14 protein-coding genes and 1 other RNA gene are annotated in these 15802 nt (G+C 63.7%); 14 read left to right on the top strand and 1 reads right to left on the bottom strand.

The features are described 5' to 3' along the window. Nucleotides 1-20: 20 nt before the first annotated feature. Nucleotides 21-299 (bottom strand): glycine zipper domain-containing protein, encoded by a 279-nt coding sequence (locus GR328_RS01560; RefSeq protein WP_134496465.1) that lies wholly within the window; start codon nt 297-299, stop codon nt 21-23. A 323-nt stretch (nt 300-622) separates the two neighbouring features. Here GR328_RS01560 and GR328_RS01555 point away from each other — a divergent pair, with 323 nt between their 5' ends. The 14 genes from GR328_RS01555 (at nt 623) to murB (ending at nt 15748) form a co-directional block, all read left to right on the top strand. Continuing rightward, nucleotides 623-1318, top strand: coding sequence for a lytic transglycosylase domain-containing protein (locus tag GR328_RS01555; protein WP_205789654.1), 696 nt, complete (start codon nt 623-625; stop codon nt 1316-1318). Between the two features lie 47 nt (nt 1319-1365). Then, nucleotides 1366-1758: RNase P RNA component class A (rnpB, locus tag GR328_RS01550), an RNA gene on the top strand. A 308-nt stretch (nt 1759-2066) separates the two neighbouring features. Then, nucleotides 2067-2564 (top strand): division/cell wall cluster transcriptional repressor MraZ, encoded by a 498-nt coding sequence (gene mraZ, locus GR328_RS01545; protein ID WP_160882765.1) that lies wholly within the window; start codon nt 2067-2069, stop codon nt 2562-2564. Continuing rightward, nucleotides 2561-3610 (top strand): 16S rRNA (cytosine(1402)-N(4))-methyltransferase RsmH, encoded by a 1050-nt coding sequence (gene rsmH, locus GR328_RS01540; protein WP_160882764.1) that lies wholly within the window; start codon nt 2561-2563, stop codon nt 3608-3610. The genes mraZ and rsmH overlap by 4 nt, the downstream gene beginning before the upstream one ends. After that, nucleotides 3607-4002, top strand: coding sequence for a cell division protein FtsL (ftsL, locus tag GR328_RS01535; RefSeq protein WP_160882763.1), 396 nt, complete (start codon nt 3607-3609; stop codon nt 4000-4002). The genes rsmH and ftsL overlap by 4 nt, the downstream gene beginning before the upstream one ends. Nucleotides 4003-4007: 5 nt before the next feature. Further along, nucleotides 4008-5771, top strand: coding sequence for a peptidoglycan D,D-transpeptidase FtsI family protein (locus tag GR328_RS01530; protein WP_425486997.1), 1764 nt, complete (start codon nt 4008-4010; stop codon nt 5769-5771). Next, nucleotides 5771-7237, top strand: coding sequence for a UDP-N-acetylmuramoyl-L-alanyl-D-glutamate--2,6-diaminopimelate ligase (locus tag GR328_RS01525; RefSeq protein WP_160882762.1), 1467 nt, complete (start codon nt 5771-5773; stop codon nt 7235-7237). Before GR328_RS01530 ends, GR328_RS01525 begins: the two co-directional genes overlap by 1 nt. Beyond that, entirely contained in the window at nt 7234-8664 is a 1431-nt protein-coding gene (locus GR328_RS01520; protein ID WP_160882761.1) for a UDP-N-acetylmuramoylalanyl-D-glutamyl-2,6-diaminopimelate--D-alanyl-D-alanine ligase, read from the top strand. The genes GR328_RS01525 and GR328_RS01520 overlap by 4 nt, the downstream gene beginning before the upstream one ends. A gap of 7 nt (nt 8665-8671) precedes the next feature. Then, the gene (mraY, locus tag GR328_RS01515) at nt 8672-9757 is read left to right on the top strand and encodes a phospho-N-acetylmuramoyl-pentapeptide-transferase (protein ID WP_160882760.1); all 1086 of its coding nucleotides are present in this window, start codon (nt 8672-8674) and stop codon (nt 9755-9757) included. Nucleotides 9758-9761: 4 nt separating this feature from the next. Continuing rightward, nucleotides 9762-11153 (top strand): UDP-N-acetylmuramoyl-L-alanine--D-glutamate ligase, encoded by a 1392-nt coding sequence (gene murD / locus GR328_RS01510; RefSeq protein WP_160882759.1) that lies wholly within the window; start codon nt 9762-9764, stop codon nt 11151-11153. A gap of 2 nt (nt 11154-11155) precedes the next feature. Next, nucleotides 11156-12298, top strand: coding sequence for an FtsW/RodA/SpoVE family cell cycle protein (locus tag GR328_RS01505; RefSeq protein ID WP_160882758.1), 1143 nt, complete (start codon nt 11156-11158; stop codon nt 12296-12298). Beyond that, complete coding sequence (murG, locus tag GR328_RS01500; protein ID WP_160882757.1) at nt 12298-13416, top strand: undecaprenyldiphospho-muramoylpentapeptide beta-N-acetylglucosaminyltransferase; 1119 nt, start codon at nt 12298-12300, stop codon at nt 13414-13416. Before GR328_RS01505 ends, murG begins: the two co-directional genes overlap by 1 nt. Beyond that, entirely contained in the window at nt 13413-14828 is a 1416-nt protein-coding gene (gene murC / locus GR328_RS01495; RefSeq protein ID WP_160882756.1) for a UDP-N-acetylmuramate--L-alanine ligase, read from the top strand. Before murG ends, murC begins: the two co-directional genes overlap by 4 nt. After that, nucleotides 14825-15748: a UDP-N-acetylmuramate dehydrogenase gene (murB, locus tag GR328_RS01490; RefSeq protein ID WP_160882755.1), complete on the top strand. Its 924-nt coding sequence runs from the start codon at nt 14825-14827 to the stop codon at nt 15746-15748. Before murC ends, murB begins: the two co-directional genes overlap by 4 nt. Nucleotides 15749-15802: the final 54 nt, after the last annotated feature.

Below are 15802 nucleotides of genomic sequence, written 5' to 3'. Positions count from 1 at the left end.
ATCCGCTTTCCGGGACGGTCTTAGCGGCAGTAGATGTTGCCGTACATGTCCTGATACGTGCCGTAGGGGCAGGCCGGGCCACGCGGAGCCGTTGCTGCGCCGACGACTGCGCCGCCGGCCGCGCCGATGGCTGCACCAGCAAGGGCGCCGCTGGCACGTCCCGTGGCAGCGCCGCCGATGGCCGCGCCGGCAAGGCCGCCAACAGCGGCACCGCCGACTGCCCGCTCGCCGGGAGTGTTGCAGGCTGCCATCGAGAGGGTGAGAGCACCGGCGGCAATCGCGGTAATGATCTTCTTCATGGAGGCTTCCCTGTATCTAGCGGGCTATAGGCTGCCCAACTCTACTTAGCTTGACCTTACGCTGACGCCAACTCCCGACATGTGGAAGAAGTTCCTTGTCGGTCAAATGAGCTGTAGAAAAAAGTGTGTTAAGGCGCACAGGCTATTCCACCGCTCTTTCTTGGGTTCGGGCCGATGCATTTGAACGTCTAGCTTGAACGTCAATTGAACAGGAATGAGATCGTCGGGCCACAACTTCGCCTTATTTGGTCTCCACCCAGCGCTTCTCCGCGACCTGTGCCATTTGGGGTTTCGTCATGACTTGGCAGTATTTATCGAGAACCATGGCGGTCGCGGCTGTAAGCTCGGCCTTGTCTATCCCGGCACTTCAGGCCCGAGCCGAAGGCAATGTCATTCCTCCCGACGAAGCGGCCGCTCTCGCGCGTGCTCACGCCGAAGAGGTGCGGGCAGCCGCCACTGCGCTCGCTGGCCGGGAAGATGTCGATACCGCTGGCGCAGGCCAGGCGGCAAAATCTGAAAAGGGCGCCAGGATTACCAATGCCGCGAAAAGGGGCGGATCGGACGACACGGGTGTCGAAGCAACGGCTTCCCTTCCCATAGAGCGGCCGGTCCGTTCCCGCTTGGCGCGGACCAATGCAGCCAAGGCCGCCGCTCTCAAGCCTCTGATTGTCCGCTTCGCGTCGGAGAACGGCTTGCCGTACGAGCTGGCCGATGCGGTGGTGCGCCTCGAAAGCCGCTATAATCCCGGCGCCCGCAACGGCCCCAATATCGGTCTGACCCAGATCAATTACCGGACCGCCCAGTCACTGGGTTATCAGGGCAGTGTTGCCGGGTTGCTCGATGCCGAGACCAATCTGCGCTACGGGCTGAAGTATCTCGCCCAAGCCTACAAGCTCGCAGGGGGCGACACCTGCGGCACGATCCTGCGCTACCAGTTCGGCCACCGGACGACGGCCATGACCAAAGCCTCTCGAGCCTATTGCGCGAAGGTGAAGGTGATCACGGCTGCGGCCGATTGATCGTCAGGCCTTGACGTGGACCTCCATTTCGCACCACATCCCAATCGTCAGCTGGCCGGGCGGCCGCTCCGAGCTTGCTCGGGGAGGAAAGTCCGGGCTCCATGGAAGCAAGGTGCCGGATAACGTCCGGCGGGGGCGACCCCAGGGATAGTGCCACAGAAAGCAGACCGCCCTGCAAGGGTCTTCGGACCGCCAGGGTAAGGGTGAAAGGGTGCGGTAAGAGCGCACCGCGGACGCAGTAATGCGGACGGCACGGTAAACCCCACCGGGAGCAAAACCGAATAGGGACGACAGGCGTTTGCGCCAGGCCTGCTTCCAGGCTGGTCGTCCGGGTTGGTTGCTTGAGGCGGTCAGTAATGACCGTCCCAGAGGAATGGCCGCCACGTCCAGGGCTTCGGCCTTGGGCCATACAGAACCCGGCTTACAGGCCGGCTGACCCTTTTTCCACAGGCTCGAAACTGCGACAAAGCGGACCAAATCCTTGTCCCGCTTACGATTCATTAACCCTAAATGCGTCTGATGGAGCGTGCCCGTCGCCAGGCTTGCGCTCCATCCCCGTTCCGTTGACGCCCATATACTCCCATGTTATCCCAAACTATCCCGTCGACGGTGTCTTCCGAAGAGGGCGTCAAGCGCACAAGAGGCGATGACATCCTGCTGCGGAAAGTGGCGTTAGCGCCGGAAACGGGTGGCAGGCTGTCGAGGTCTGCTGGGGGGCTGACAATCGGGAGCTTGCGAGCTGCGGCCAATGAACCGCTTCGTGTCCAATTTCACCAACAAGTTGGATTCGAAGGGTCGCGTCTCGATCCCCGCATCCTTCCGGGCCGTCTTGGCCAGGGACGGGTTCGAGGGACTCTACGTTCATCCTGCGCTCGATGCGCAGGCGTTGGACGCAGGTGGCAATATGCTTCTGAACGAGATCGATGCGTTCTTGTCGACGCTGTCGCCCTATTCGGACGAACGGGATCAGCTGTCGACCGCATTGTTCGGGACCAGCGAAATTCTCAAAGTCGATCCGGAGGGGCGTGTCATCCTGACGGACACAGTAAAAGTACATGCCGGGATTGGCGACACGGTGACGTTCGTCGGACTCGGTCACAAGTTCCAGATTTGGGAGCCCGAGCGTTTCCGTGCGCACTTGGAGGAGGCGCGCACAAAGGTCCGAGACCTGAAGAAGGTGTTGGGAACCCGGATCATGGAGCCACGTATGGTACAGAACACCTCACCAGGAGTGCGGGAGCAATGATGGGACGCGGCGACGGCCCAGGAGCCGGAGCCGCTGGCGGACCGACCCGTCACGTTCCTGTGCTCCTGGGAGAGGTGTGCAGTGCGCTCGATGTAAAACGCGGCGGCGTATTCATCGATGGCACGTTCGGTGCGGGCGGATACTCCCGCGCCATTCTCGATGCTCATCCTCAGAACAAGATCATTGCCATCGACCGCGACCCCGACGCTATTGCGGGAGGCGCGCCGTTGGCTGCACGATTCAAGAAGCGCCTGATGCTCGTGCCTGGCCGCTTCGGCGATCTCGACGAGATCGCGCGGGGGCAGGGGTTCGAGAGTGTCGACGGCGTCGTTCTCGATATCGGTGTCTCGTCCATGCAGCTCGATCAGGCGGAGCGCGGTTTCTCGTTCCGCAACGATGGTCCGCTCGACATGCGCATGGAGCGGGAGGGGCCAAGCGCCGCCGACATCGTCAATGAATCCTCAGAGGCCGAACTCGCGGATATCTTCTATCACTATGGAGAGGAGCGCCGTGCCCGGGCCGTTGCTCGCGCAATCATTGAGGCGCGCCGCAGAGAGCCGTTCCAGACGACGCGTCAGCTCGCCGATCTCGTTGCGGCGCTGATCCGCCAGGAGCCGGGCGGCATCCATCCAGCGACGCGAGTGTTCCAGGGCCTTCGCATTGCGGTCAACGATGAGCTGGGTGAATTGGTGCGTGCCTTGCATGCGGCCGAGTGCATACTGAAGCCCGGCGGTCGGCTCGTCGTCGTCACTTTCCATTCGTTGGAAGATCGGATCGTGAAGCAATTCTTCGCAGCCCGTACCGGACGCACGCCGGGCGGATCGCGCCACATGCCGACGCTCGCTGCCGCGGAGCCAACCTTTCAGGCCATTACGAAGGGCCCCGTCGGTCCCGGCGAGCAGGAAATGGCGCGCAATCCCCGTGCGCGTTCGGCGAAGCTCCGAGCAGGAGCTCGTACAGCCGTGCCGCCGCAGGAACCGTTGAGTGCCATCACCATGTTGGCCGAGTTGCCGCAGACCGCGGAGAAAAGAGGAGGGCGCCGATGACCAAGCTGCTCCATATTGTCGCGATCACCGCCCTGATCCTGTCGGCGGGCTATGCCTATTCGATCAAATACGACACGATCTACTATGCCGAGCAGGTGGCGAAGCTGAAATCGAAGGTGCAGCGCGAACGCGAGGCTATCGCCGTGCTGCAGGCGGAATGGCAATATCTCGACCGGCCGGATCGTCTGCAGGTGGCTGCCGATCAGCATCTCGATCTCCAACCTTTGAAGATTCAGCAGCTGGCGCGCTTGTCCGATCTGCCGGATCGCCCGGAACGCGGGGACGAGATCGGCCGCAAGCTCGAAGCGCTCGGTCTGCTTGAGCCGACGGCGACGCCGAAGGACACAAGCAACGTAGCCCGAATCCTGTCGACGCAAACCCCGAGACGGTAACCCCCGTGCTGCACGAGCCTCAACTTGAACTGAAAGCGAAGAGCCCTCCGCCCAAAAGGGGGATCTACTCCTATGCCAGCGAGCTGTTCCGGTTGCGCCTCGACAAAAGCACGTCGCGTGTGAGTCTGGCGGCCCTCTGCTTCGCCGGTCTCTTCACCGTGATCGGTGGACGCCTCGTGCAACTCGCCGTGACGAGCGAGAATACCAGCGAGGTGCGCCGCGCTGCGTCCTCAGAGATTTCCGCGGCCCGTCCCGACATCGTGGACCGCAACGGCGATATTCTCGCCACGGATGTGAAGATGGTCTCCGTGTTCGCGGAGCCGCGCAACATCGTCGACAAGGACGAGGCGGTGGAGCTGCTCACCGCCGTTCTGCCCGATCTTGACGCAACCGAGCTTCGCAACAAGCTCAACACCAAAAGAGGGTTCGTCTGGGTTAAGCGCGAGATCACACCGCGCCAGCAGGCCGAAGTGCATCGTCTCGGCATCCCGGGCGTAGGCTTCCTGCCCGAGAACAAGCGCGTTTATCCCAACGCGGAGGCCGCGGCGCACGTGCTGGGCTTCGCCAATGTCGACAACGTGGGCATCGCTGGCATTGAGAAATACATTGACAGTATGGGCCTGCAGGACCTCAACGGTGCGGGCTTCAACATTTCCGCCGCGGATCTGAAGCCCGTGCAGCTCTCCATCGATCTGCGCGTGCAGCACGCCCTGCGCGACGAGCTGATGAAGGGGATGGCGAAGTTCAAGGCAAAGGCGACTGCCGGCGCGATCATGGACGTGAACACGGGCGAGGTGATCGCCCTTGTCTCGCTTCCCGATTACGATCCCAACAACCCCGTCGATGCTCTGGAAAAGGACCGCATCAACCGCCTCAATGTCGGTGTTTTCGAGATGGGGTCGACCTTCAAGGCGCTGACCGTCGCGATGGCGCTCGATTCCGGCAAGTACAACATCAATTCGACCTTCGACGCCCGATCGGGGTTGCGTTATGGCCGGTTCACGATCGGCGATTATCACCCCACGCGTCGCATTCTTACCACGCCGGAGGTGTTCATCCATTCCTCCAACATCGGGACGGCGCGAATGGCGCTCGGCATCGGTGTCGAAGGGCACAAGGCGTTTCTGCGCAAGATGGGACAGCTCACGCGCCTCGAAACGGAGCTGCCCGAAAGCGCATTGCCGATCATCCCGCCGCGCTGGGGCGAGCTCAACACCATGACCATCGCCTTCGGGCACGGTCTCGCTGTCGCTCCCCTTCAGGCGCTCATGGCGGTCGGTGCACTCGTGAACGGCGGCGTGCTCATCAAGCCGACATTCCTCAAGCGCGATGAGGAGGAAGCTCGCAAGGGGGCTCTGCAGGTGCTCAAGCCTGAAACCAGCGAGGCTATGCGCTACGTGATGCGCCTCAACGCCTCCAACCCGGCAGGTTCCGCATCGACGGCCGCCATTGCGGGCTTCTTTGTGGGTGGCAAGACGGGCACCGCGGAAAAGGTCATCAACGGCCGGTATTCCAAGAATAAGAATCTCACCACGTTCACGGCCATCGTCCCCTCCGACAAGCCGAAATACGTGTTCCTGACCATCATGGACGAGCCGCAGGCGGTCGAAGGCACATACGGTTTCTCCACTGCGGGTTGGAATGCTGGGCCGGTGACGGGCAACGTCATCGAGCGCGTCGCGCCTCTGCTCGGCATTCCTCCGCGCTTCGAGCCACCGGTGCAACCCTTCCCTCTCATGTCTCGCCTCAACGCGTGGGGCATCCGATAATGACGAGCACAATTGATTTGAGCGATCTGCTTCCGGAGGCCGAAGGGCATCCGGAAGCATCTTTGTCGGTGACCGGCATCGCCTCCGATAGCCGGCAAGCAGGGCAGGGCAGCGTGTTCTTCGCGGTGCCGGGCACGAAGGTGGACGGCATGAGCTTCGTGCCCCAGGCGGTCGCCGCCGGGGCCGTGGCGATCGTCGGAGAGGCGGAGCGCCCTTCCGGATTGCCCGGCCATGTCGGCTATGTCAGGGTAAGCGATGTGAGGCAGGCTCTCGCGCTCGCGGCGTCCCGCTTCTATCCTTTGCAGCCGGAGAAGGTCGTTGCGGTCACGGGTACGAGCGGCAAGAGCTCCGTGGCCGATTTCACGCGCCAGCTCTTCGCGTCGTTCGGTCATAGATCCGCGAGCCTCGGTACCCTCGGCGTGATCACCTCTGACGGTGCGGCCTATGGCTCGCTAACGACGCCCGATCCGATATCGTTGCACCGGACGCTCGACAAGCTCGCGAAGGACGGCGTCACGCGCCTCGCCATGGAGGCATCCTCCCACGGCATCGATCAGCGGAGGCTCGACGGAGTGCGACTGAGCGCGGCGGGCTTCACCAATCTCGGCCGCGATCATTTGGATTATCACAGCACCACCGAGGCCTATGCGGCGGCCAAGCTGCGCCTGTTCGATACTCTCCTGCCCGCCGATGCGCCCGCAATCATCAATGCGGACGGACCTTATGCGGATGTGTTTCAGCAGGGTGTCCGCAAGCGCGGCCTGAGGATGATCACCACCGGGAGCATAGGCGAGACGCTTCGTCTCGTCGAAGCCCGCCCCGAGGGACTCGGGCAGGCCCTGACCATCGAGGCGTTCGGCAGAAGGTTCGAAACGACTCTACCGCTCCTCGGAAGGTTCCAGGTCGAGAACGCGCTCCTGGCGGCCGGGTTAGTCCTGTCCGTCGAAGGTGAGGGGAAGGCCGCCGAGGTCTTCGGTGGCTTCAGGACGCTCAAGGGGGTCTCCGGCCGTCTGGAGCAGGTGGGGGAGGTCGATGGCGCCATCTGCATCGTCGATTATGCCCACAAGCCCGATGCTCTGGCTCACGTGCTCGATGCGCTGCGTCCGTTCGCGAAGGGACGTCTCGTCTGCATCGTCGGCTGCGGCGGGGATCGCGATCGCGGCAAGCGCCCGCTCATGGGGCACATCGCCGCCGAGAAGGCGGATCTCGTCATCGTGACGGACGATAATCCTCGCTCTGAAGATCCGGCGACGATCCGGGCCGAGGTGCTGAAAGGTGCCCCCGGCGCCCGTGAGATCGGGGACCGGTCACTGGCGATCCGGACGGCCGTGAAGGAGCTCCGAAGAGGAGACATTCTCGTCGTCGCCGGCAAAGGTCATGAAACGGGCCAAATCATCGGCGACCGGACCCTGCCCTTCTCGGATCACGATGAGGTCCGGGCAGCTATTGCGGAGAGGCAGGGATGAGTTCGCCCTTATGGACCTTGGAAGAGATCGTGGCCGCCACCGGCGCCCGCGTCGGCGGCGGCTTTCGCGAGGCGACGGGGGCCTCCATCGACACGCGTACCCTGGAGCCGGGCGATCTCTACTTCGCCATTAAGGGCGATGTGCATGACGGCCACGATTTCGTGCCCGCCGCTCTCAAAAAAGGCGCGTCGGGCGCAGTCGTCTCAGAAGAAAAGGCTCCTGCCTTCCAAACGGACAGGCTCATCGTGGTGCCCGATGTGCTCGAGGCCATGCGCCGGCTGGGCCGCGCGGCACGCAGGCGCACGGATGCCAGAATCGTGGCAATCACGGGTTCGGTCGGCAAGACCGGCACGAAGGAGGCCATGCGCCTTGCGCTCTCCCGGCTGGGAGCGACTCACGCATCGGTGGCGTCCTACAACAACCATTGGGGCGTGCCGCTCACGCTTTCGCGCATGCCGCGCGAGACGGAATTCGGGATCTTCGAGATCGGCATGAATCATGCCTACGAGATTCTGCCGCTCACCGCGATGGTCCGCCCGCATGTGGCCGTGATCACCACCATCGAGCCGGTGCATATGGAGTTCTTCCCATCGCTCTGGGGCATCGCCGATGCGAAGGGCGAAATCTTCTCAGGACTCGAGCCCGGCGGCACGGCGGTGATCAACCGCGACAGCCCCTATTTCGAGCGCCTGAAGGCCCATGCTCTGGCCTCGGCCGCCGGCCGCGTCATTTCCTTCGGCGAGCACGAGGCCGCCGATATCCGCGCCGAGCGCATCCTCGTGAAGCCCGATCAATCGATCGTCGAAGCCCGGGTCTTCGGACAACTCGTCACCTATCGGATTGGCACCGCAGGCCGGCATATCGCGCTCAATTCCTTGAGTGTGCTCGCCGCCGTCCATGCCCTTGGTGCGGACCTCGCGCGGGTGGCTCTCTCGTTCCCGGACCTGAGGCCTCCCGTGGGCCGCGGCGAGCGAACCATGTTGTCCATTGGTGACGGTCAGGCACTCCTCATCGACGAAAGCTACAATGCAAACCCGGCTTCCATGCGTGCGGCGCTCGCCAATCTGGGAGCCGTGGAATTGGGCCGCCAGGCGCGGCGAATTGCCGTCCTCGGCGACATGAAGGAACTCGGCGAGAGGGGCCCTAGCCTTCATGAAGAACTCGCCGAAGCGGTCGAAGCCAATGGGATCGATCTCGTCTTCGCGGCGGGGCCATTGATGAGGAGCCTGGTGGAGCGCCTTCCAAAGGCGAAGGTGGCGCTGCACGCCGACACCTCGGTGGAACTCATCGATGCGGTCTGCGCTGCGATCCGCCCCGGTGATGCCGTGACCGTCAAGGGTTCGCTCAGCATGAAGATGGCCCTAGTCGTCAAGGATCTGAAAGAACGTTACGGCGCGAGCCCATCGGCACACGCGCTGAAAGGATAAATACTCCATGTTGACCTGGTTGGCTGAGCTCAGCCCCTTTTTCAGCCCCCTCAATATCTTCCGCTACATCACGTTTCGTACCGGGGGCGCGACGGCCACCGCCATGCTGTTCGTGTTCCTGTTCGGGCCGGCGATCATCTCCCTGCTGCGTGTACGTCAGGGTAAGGGCCAGCCGATTCGCGAGGACGGGCCACAATCGCACTTGCTGACGAAGCGCGGGACGCCCACCATGGGCGGCCTGATGATCATGGCGGGCGTGCTGGTTTCGACGCTGCTGTGGGCAAATCTCGCAAATCCCTATGTCTGGATCGTGCTCTTCGTCACGGTGGGCTTCGGTGCCATCGGCTTCTACGACGATTATCTGAAGGTAACGAAACAGTCGCACAAGGGCTTCTCAGGCAAGTCGCGCCTCGCGATCGAGGCGGTCATCGCGGCCGTTGCCTGCATAGCCATCTCCTACGTGGAGGCTCCCGGCCTCGCCCATAAGCTGGCACTGCCCTTCTCGAAGGATCTGATTTTCAATCTCGGCTGGTTCTACGTCATCTTCGCAGGATTCGTGATCGTCGGCGCGGGCAACGCGGTGAACATAACGGATGGACTCGACGGTCTGGCCATTGTGCCGGTGATGATCGCGGCGGGTACTTTCGGCTTCATCGCCTATCTCGCCGGCAATGCGATCTTCGCGAATTACCTGCAGATTCACTTCGTGCCCGGCACCGGCGAGCTCGCCGTGATCTGCGGAGCGCTGATCGGCGCGGGCATCGGCTTTCTCTGGTTCAACGCGCCGCCCGCCCAGATCTTCATGGGCGATACCGGATCGCTCGCTCTCGGCGGCCTTCTCGGCACCATCGCAGTGGCCACCAAGCACGAGATCGTGCTTGCCATCGTAGGCGGCCTCTTCGTGCTGGAGATCATGTCCGTGATCATCCAGGTCGCCTCGTTCAAGCTCACGGGAAAGCGCGTCTTCAAGATGGCGCCGATTCACCATCACTTCGAGCAGCTGGGCTGGACGGAACCGCAGGTCGTGATCCGCTTCTGGATCATCGCCGTGGTCCTCGCCCTCGTCGGCCTCTCGACCCTCAAGCTGCGGTGAACGAATGACGCCCGTCACGATCTTTTCCGGCAAAACTCTCGCCCTCTTCGGCCTCGGCGGGTCGGGCCTCGTAACGGCGCTCGCCCTGAAGGAGGGAGGCGCGCGCGTCATCGCCTGGGACGACAATCCCGCGAAGATCGCCGAGGCTGCCGCCGAGGGCATCGAGACGGCCGACCTTCGCCGGTTCGACTGGTCGCCGGTATCGGCGCTCGTCCTCTCGCCCGGTGTCCCTCTGACCCATCCCGAGCCACATTGGTCGGCAAAACTCGCCGTACAGGCTGGTGTCGAGATTGTCGGCGACATCGAGCTCTTCTGCCGCGAGCGGGCGAGGAGCGCGCCGAATGCGCCCTTCGTCGCGATCACCGGCACCAACGGCAAATCCACGACGACTGCGCTCATCGCGCACATCCTGCGCGAAGCGGGCCGTGATGTGCAGATGGGTGGGAATATCGGCACGGCGGTTCTCTCGCTGAAGCCGCCGTCCGACGAGCGCATCCACGTGATCGAGTGCTCTTCGTTCCAGATCGATCTCGCACCGTCGCTCGCGCCAACGATCGGCGTTCATCTCAATCTCTCGCCCGATCACATCGATCGGCATGGGACGATGGAGAACTATGCGGCGATCAAGGAACGGCTGGTGTCGAAGGCGGGCCTCGCGGTCATCGGCGTCGACGATCCGATGAGTCGGTCGATCGCTCAACGTTGCCAGGAAAGCGGCCTGAACGTCGCCTTGGTGTCGGTCGATCCAATCGACGGGAAGGGCGTTTTCGCTGACGGCGAAACGCTCGTCGGAGCGAACGGGCCCGATACCGCTCCCGTAGCCGATCTGTCGGGGATCGGCTCACTGCGCGGAGCGCATAACGCCCAGAACGCTGCCGCGGCGGTCGCCGTGGCACTGGCCCTGAACGTGTCTCCGGATAAGATCCGCTCGGGACTGCGCAGCTTTCCCGGCCTTCCTCATCGGATGGAGGAGGTCCGGCGCATCGGACACACGCTCTTCATCAACGATTCGAAAGCCACCAATGCGGATTCCACGGAGAAGGCGCTCAGGTCCTTCGACGAGATCTTCTGGGTTCTCGGCGGAAAGGCGAAGGAAGGCGGCATCGAGTCGCTGAAGCAATACTTTCCAAGGATCCGCAAGGCCTACCTGATCGGTGCGGCGGCGGAAGAATTTGCTCGGACGCTCGGCAGCGACGTTCCTCATGTTCGCAGCAATACGCTCGAGATGGCCGTCGAGCAGGCGGCAACCGATGCCGCGGCAATGGATGGTCCGGCGGTCGTTCTGCTGTCGCCCGCCTGTGCGTCCTACGATCAATATCCGAATTACGAAGTTCGCGGAGATCATTTCCGCGAACTGGTCCGGTCATTACCGGGCCTCGAGGCCAAGGGGGTTTGACGATGGTTTCGCGCGCGGAACGCTCGGTTTTCAGCGACTGGTGGTGGACCGTCGACCGGCTGATGCTGGCCGCGCTCGCCGTTCTCATGCTGGCGGGGCTCGTCTTTCTCATGGCGGGCGGCCCCCCTGTGGCGGAGCGCCTGGGGCTTTCGACGTTCCATTTCGTGAACCGCCAGGTGATGTTCCTGATCCCGGCGCTCCTGATCATGCTGCCGGTGTCGTTCCTCTCTCTTCGCCACATCCGCCGCCTCGCCCTGTTGGTCTATGTCGGAAGCATGGTGCTGATCGGGCTCGCCTTCCAGTTCGGGCCGGAGATCAAGGGCGCGCATCGCTGGATCATGGTCGGCCCGCTCGGCATTCAGCCCTCCGAATTCGTAAAGCCCGCCTTCGTGGTTCTCGCCGCCTGGGCCTTTTCCGAAGGGGCGCGGCGCAAGGACATGCCTGGCGCTTTGCTCGCGCTGCTGATCCTTCCCGCGACTATCATTCCGCTCATCCTTCAGCCCGATTTCGGCCAGACCATGCTCGTTACCATCGTGTGGTGCGGCCTCTTCTTCGTGGCCGGCCTGCACTGGTTCTGGGTGATGGGACTCGGCGGCGCGGGCCTCGTGGGCATTGTCGCGGCTTATGAATTTCTGCCTCACGTGCGCGCCCGCATCGAGCGCTTCCTCGACAAGGATTCCGGCGATACCTTCCAGGTGGATATGGCGATGGAGTCCTTCTCGCGCGGCGGCTGGCTCGGACGCGGCCCGGGCGAGGGCACGGTCAAGCGCATCCTGCCCGACGCGCATACCGACTTCATCTTCGCGGTGACGGCGGAGGAGTTCGGCATCGTCGTATGCCTTGCTCTGCTCGTGCTCTTCGCCTTCATCGTGCTGCGTGGCCTCATGCTCGCGCGCCGCAGCGAGGACACGTTCTGCCGCCTCGCAGCGACGGGACTCATCCTCATGTTCGGCCTCCAAGCCGCCATCAACATGATGGTGAACGTTCATCTCATGCCGGCCAAGGGCATGACGCTGCCCTTCATCTCCTATGGTGGTTCCTCCCTTCTGTCGCTGGCGCTCGGCATGGGCTTCCTCATCGCGCTCACCCGCCGCCGTCCGCGTGCGGAGATGATGGAGCACTTCAACCAGGATTGGCAGCGTTGATGAAAGCGCCTCTCGTCCTTCTCACTGCCGGCGGCACTGGCGGCCATCTCTTTCCGGCCGAGGCGCTCGCCAACGCGCTCAGGGCTTCCGACTGCCGCGTGGTTCTGGCCACCGACAAGCGGGCCAATGCCTATGCGGGCTCGTTCCCGGCGGACGAGATCATCGAAATTCCCTCCGCGACACCCTCCGGCCGTTCCGTGCCGAAAATGGCGAAGGCGGCGCTGCTCCTGGCGCAGGGCACGCTCAGGGCCATGGCCGTCATTCGCCAGCTGAAGCCGGACGCGGTCGTGGGCTTCGGCGGCTATCCCACCGTGCCGCCCGTCATCGCCGCGTCGCTCCTCAAGGTGCCGACGGCAATCCATGAGGCCAACGGCGTGATGGGCCGGGCCAACAGGCTGCTCGCGCGCCGTTCGTCGTTGATTGCGACGGGCTTCGCTAGCATCAAGGGCATTCCCACGAGCGTGCCGGGTCAAGTGATTCAGACCGGAAATCCGATCCGCCCGGCGGTATTGGAGGCGGCCAAGCAGACCTATGCGCCGCTCGAGCCGGACGGGACGATGCGCCTCCTTGTCGTGGGCGGCAGCCAGGGAGCCCGGGTGATGAGCGATGTAGTGCCGCCCGCCATCGAGCTTCTGGCGCAGGACCTGCGCGATCGTCTCGTCATTACCCAGCAGGCGAGGGGAGAGGACTTGGAGCGTGTCCGCAGCCATTACCGGCGTCTCGACGTCAAGTTCGAGGCGGAGCCCTTCTTCACGGACCTGCCCAGGCGTCTGGGGGAGGCTCATCTGGTGATCTCCCGCTCCGGCGCCTCGACGGTCGCCGAGCTTGCGGTGATCGGCCGCCCGTCGATCCTCGTGCCCCTGCCGGGCTCCCTCGATCAGGACCAGGCCGCCAACGCCAAAACCCTTGGTGATCTGGGCGCTGCCATCGTTCTCCCACAATCTCAGTTCACCCCTGAACGCTTGGCTGCCGAAATATCTTCCTATTTTCAGCAGCCTGACCGCTTGACCAAAGCCGCCGCCGCCGCACATAGCGCCAGCATCACGGATGCGGCCGAGCGACTGGCTCAGGCCATCCTCAACCTGATACGAATCAACGAGAACGGAACGCCGTCATGAAACTGCCGCCGAAGCTAGGTCCCATTCACTTCATCGGTATCGGCGGCATCGGCATGTCGGGCATCGCCGAGGTCATGCACAATCTGGGCTACACGGTTCAGGGCTCGGATGCGGCCGACAACTACAATGTCAGGCGTCTTGCAGATAAGGGCATCAAGACCTTCATCGGCCACAAGGCCGAGAACGTGGAGGATGCCGAGATCGTCGTGGTCTCCACCGCGATCAAGCGCGACAATCCGGAATTGGTCGTCGCCCGCGAGAAGCGCCTGCCCGTCGTACGCCGGGCCGAGATGCTTGCCGAGCTCATGCGCTTCAAATCCTGCGTCGCGGTGGCGGGCACCCACGGCAAGACGACGACGACGTCCCTCGTCGCAACGCTCCTCGATGCCGGCGGCCTGGATCCGACCGTCATCAACGGCGGGATCATCAACGCCTACGGCACCAATGCCCGCATGGGCGACGGCCAGTGGATGGTGGTGGAAGCGGACGAATCCGACGGCACCTTCCTCAAGCTTCCCGCCGATGTCGCGATCGTCACCAACATCGATGCCGAGCATCTGGATCACTTCGGCACCTACGATGCGATCAAGGAAGCTTTCCGCTCCTTCATCGATTCGATACCGTTCTACGGTTTCGCGGTGATGTGCATCGATCACCCGACCGTGCAGGATCTCGTGGGCCGCATAGAGGACCGGCGCATCATCACCTACGGCGAGAACCCGCAGGCCGACGTGCGCCTGATGGACGTGGATTCTCGCGGCGGCCAGAACCGCTTCCGCGTGATGATCCGCGACCGCCGCCCCGGATTCCGGCTCGAACTCGAGGATCTCGTTCTGCCCATGCCCGGCGCGCACAATGCGCTCAACGCGACAGCGGCGATCGCCGTCGCGCATGAGCTCGACGTGTCCCCTGATGCGATCCGCAAGGCACTCGCAGGCTTCGGCGGCGTGAAGCGCAGGTTCACCCGCACGGGCGAGTGGAACGGCGTCACGGTCTTCGACGATTACGGGCACCATCCCATCGAGATCGCGGCCGTGCTGAAGGCCGCGCGCGCCTCGACGGATGGTCAGGTGATCGCCGTCGTGCAGCCGCACCGCTATTCGCGCCTGTCGTCGCTTTTCGACCAGTTCTGCACCTGCTTCAACGATGCGGATTCCGTCATCGTCGCTCCGGTCTATGCGGCCGGTGAGCAGCCGATACCCGGTGCCGACCGCGATGGGCTCGTCTCGGGCCTGAAGGCGCGCGGCCACCGTAACGTGATGGCGCTCGAAAAGTCCGAGGAGCTCGCAGGCCTCATCAAGGGCGTCGCGAAGCCGGGCGATTACGTGATCTGCCTCGGCGCAGGCAACATCACCCAATGGGCTTATGCGCTGCCGGGCGAGCTCGAGGCGCTGGGCGAGAAGGCGGCTTGATGTTTGCGGATATCACTCCCGACCTGAGGGCCGCGATGCCGGAACTGCGCGGCAGGCTGGAGGCCAATGCACCGACGGCTCCACTCTCCTGGTTCCGCACGGGCGGCCCCGCGCAGGTGCTGTTCACCCCTGCCGATACAGCCGACCTCGCCTATTTCATGCAGCGTCTCGATGCGCAGGTTCCGGTGCTCGTGGTGGGCCTGGGCTCCAACCTGCTCATCCGCGACGGCGGCTGGAATGGTGTCGTGATCCGGCTGGGCAAGGGCTTTGCCGAAGTGGCCGTCGAGCCGGGCCTGCGCGTTCGTGCCGGCGCCGGCGCTCCCGACGTGAAGGTGGCACGCGCGGCGGCGGAAGCGGGCATCGCGGGGCTCTCGTTCCTGCGCGGAATTCCCGGCACCATCGGCGGGGCGCTGCGCATGAACGGCGGGGCCTATGGTGGCGAGACGAAGGACGTGCTCGTCGAGGCCAAGGGCGTGACCCGCACCGGCGAGCTGGTGTCCTTCGCCAACGCACAGATGGGCTTCACCTATCGCCATTCGGGCGTGCCGGACGACGTGATCTTTACTGAGGCGCTGTTCGAAGGCCGCGCCGGCAATCCGGACGAAATCCTGGCCGAGATGAACGCCATCACGGAGGCACGCTCCTCCACTCAGCCAGTCAATACTCGCACGGGCGGTTCGACCTTCAAGAACCCTCCGGGCCGGAAGGCCTGGGAGCTGGTTGATGCCGCCGGGTGCCGGGGCTTGAGGATCGGGGACGCGCAGGTCTCCGAGATGCACTGCAATTTCCTGATCAACCACGGCTCCGCCTCGGCCGCCGATATCGAGGACCTGGGCGAGGAGGTGCGCCGCCGGGTTCGTGAGATGTCGGGCGTGGAGCTCGAATGGGAGATCAAGCGCGTCGGTCTGTTTCGGGAATAGTTCCGAATCACTTTGTTAACACCCGGCTGTTTCACTCAGGCCGGCTGCAATTCG

The sequence above is a fragment of the Microvirga makkahensis genome (genome assembly GCF_009830105.1).
In the GTDB taxonomy this organism is placed as follows: domain Bacteria; phylum Pseudomonadota; class Alphaproteobacteria; order Rhizobiales; family Beijerinckiaceae; genus Microvirga; species Microvirga makkahensis.
Note: the sequence above shows the minus strand (reverse complement) of the source record. Positions and strands in the feature narration are given on the sequence as shown.

Coding starts and splice junctions, on each gene's coding strand:
- GR328_RS01560 (WP_134496465.1), bottom strand. CDS start 299: ATGAAGAAGATCATTACCGCGATTGCCGCCGGTGCTCTCACCCTCTCG.
- GR328_RS01555 (WP_205789654.1), top strand. CDS start 623: ATGGCGGTCGCGGCTGTAAGCTCGGCCTTGTCTATCCCGGCACTTCAG.
- mraZ (WP_160882765.1), top strand. CDS start 2,067: ATGAACCGCTTCGTGTCCAATTTCACCAACAAGTTGGATTCGAAGGGT.
- rsmH (WP_160882764.1), top strand. CDS start 2,561: ATGATGGGACGCGGCGACGGCCCAGGAGCCGGAGCCGCTGGCGGACCG.
- ftsL (WP_160882763.1), top strand. CDS start 3,607: ATGACCAAGCTGCTCCATATTGTCGCGATCACCGCCCTGATCCTGTCG.
- GR328_RS01525 (WP_160882762.1), top strand. CDS start 5,771: ATGACGAGCACAATTGATTTGAGCGATCTGCTTCCGGAGGCCGAAGGG.
- GR328_RS01520 (WP_160882761.1), top strand. CDS start 7,234: ATGAGTTCGCCCTTATGGACCTTGGAAGAGATCGTGGCCGCCACCGGC.
- mraY (WP_160882760.1), top strand. CDS start 8,672: ATGTTGACCTGGTTGGCTGAGCTCAGCCCCTTTTTCAGCCCCCTCAAT.
- murD (WP_160882759.1), top strand. CDS start 9,762: ATGACGCCCGTCACGATCTTTTCCGGCAAAACTCTCGCCCTCTTCGGC.
- GR328_RS01505 (WP_160882758.1), top strand. CDS start 11,156: ATGGTTTCGCGCGCGGAACGCTCGGTTTTCAGCGACTGGTGGTGGACC.
- murG (WP_160882757.1), top strand. CDS start 12,298: ATGAAAGCGCCTCTCGTCCTTCTCACTGCCGGCGGCACTGGCGGCCAT.
- murC (WP_160882756.1), top strand. CDS start 13,413: ATGAAACTGCCGCCGAAGCTAGGTCCCATTCACTTCATCGGTATCGGC.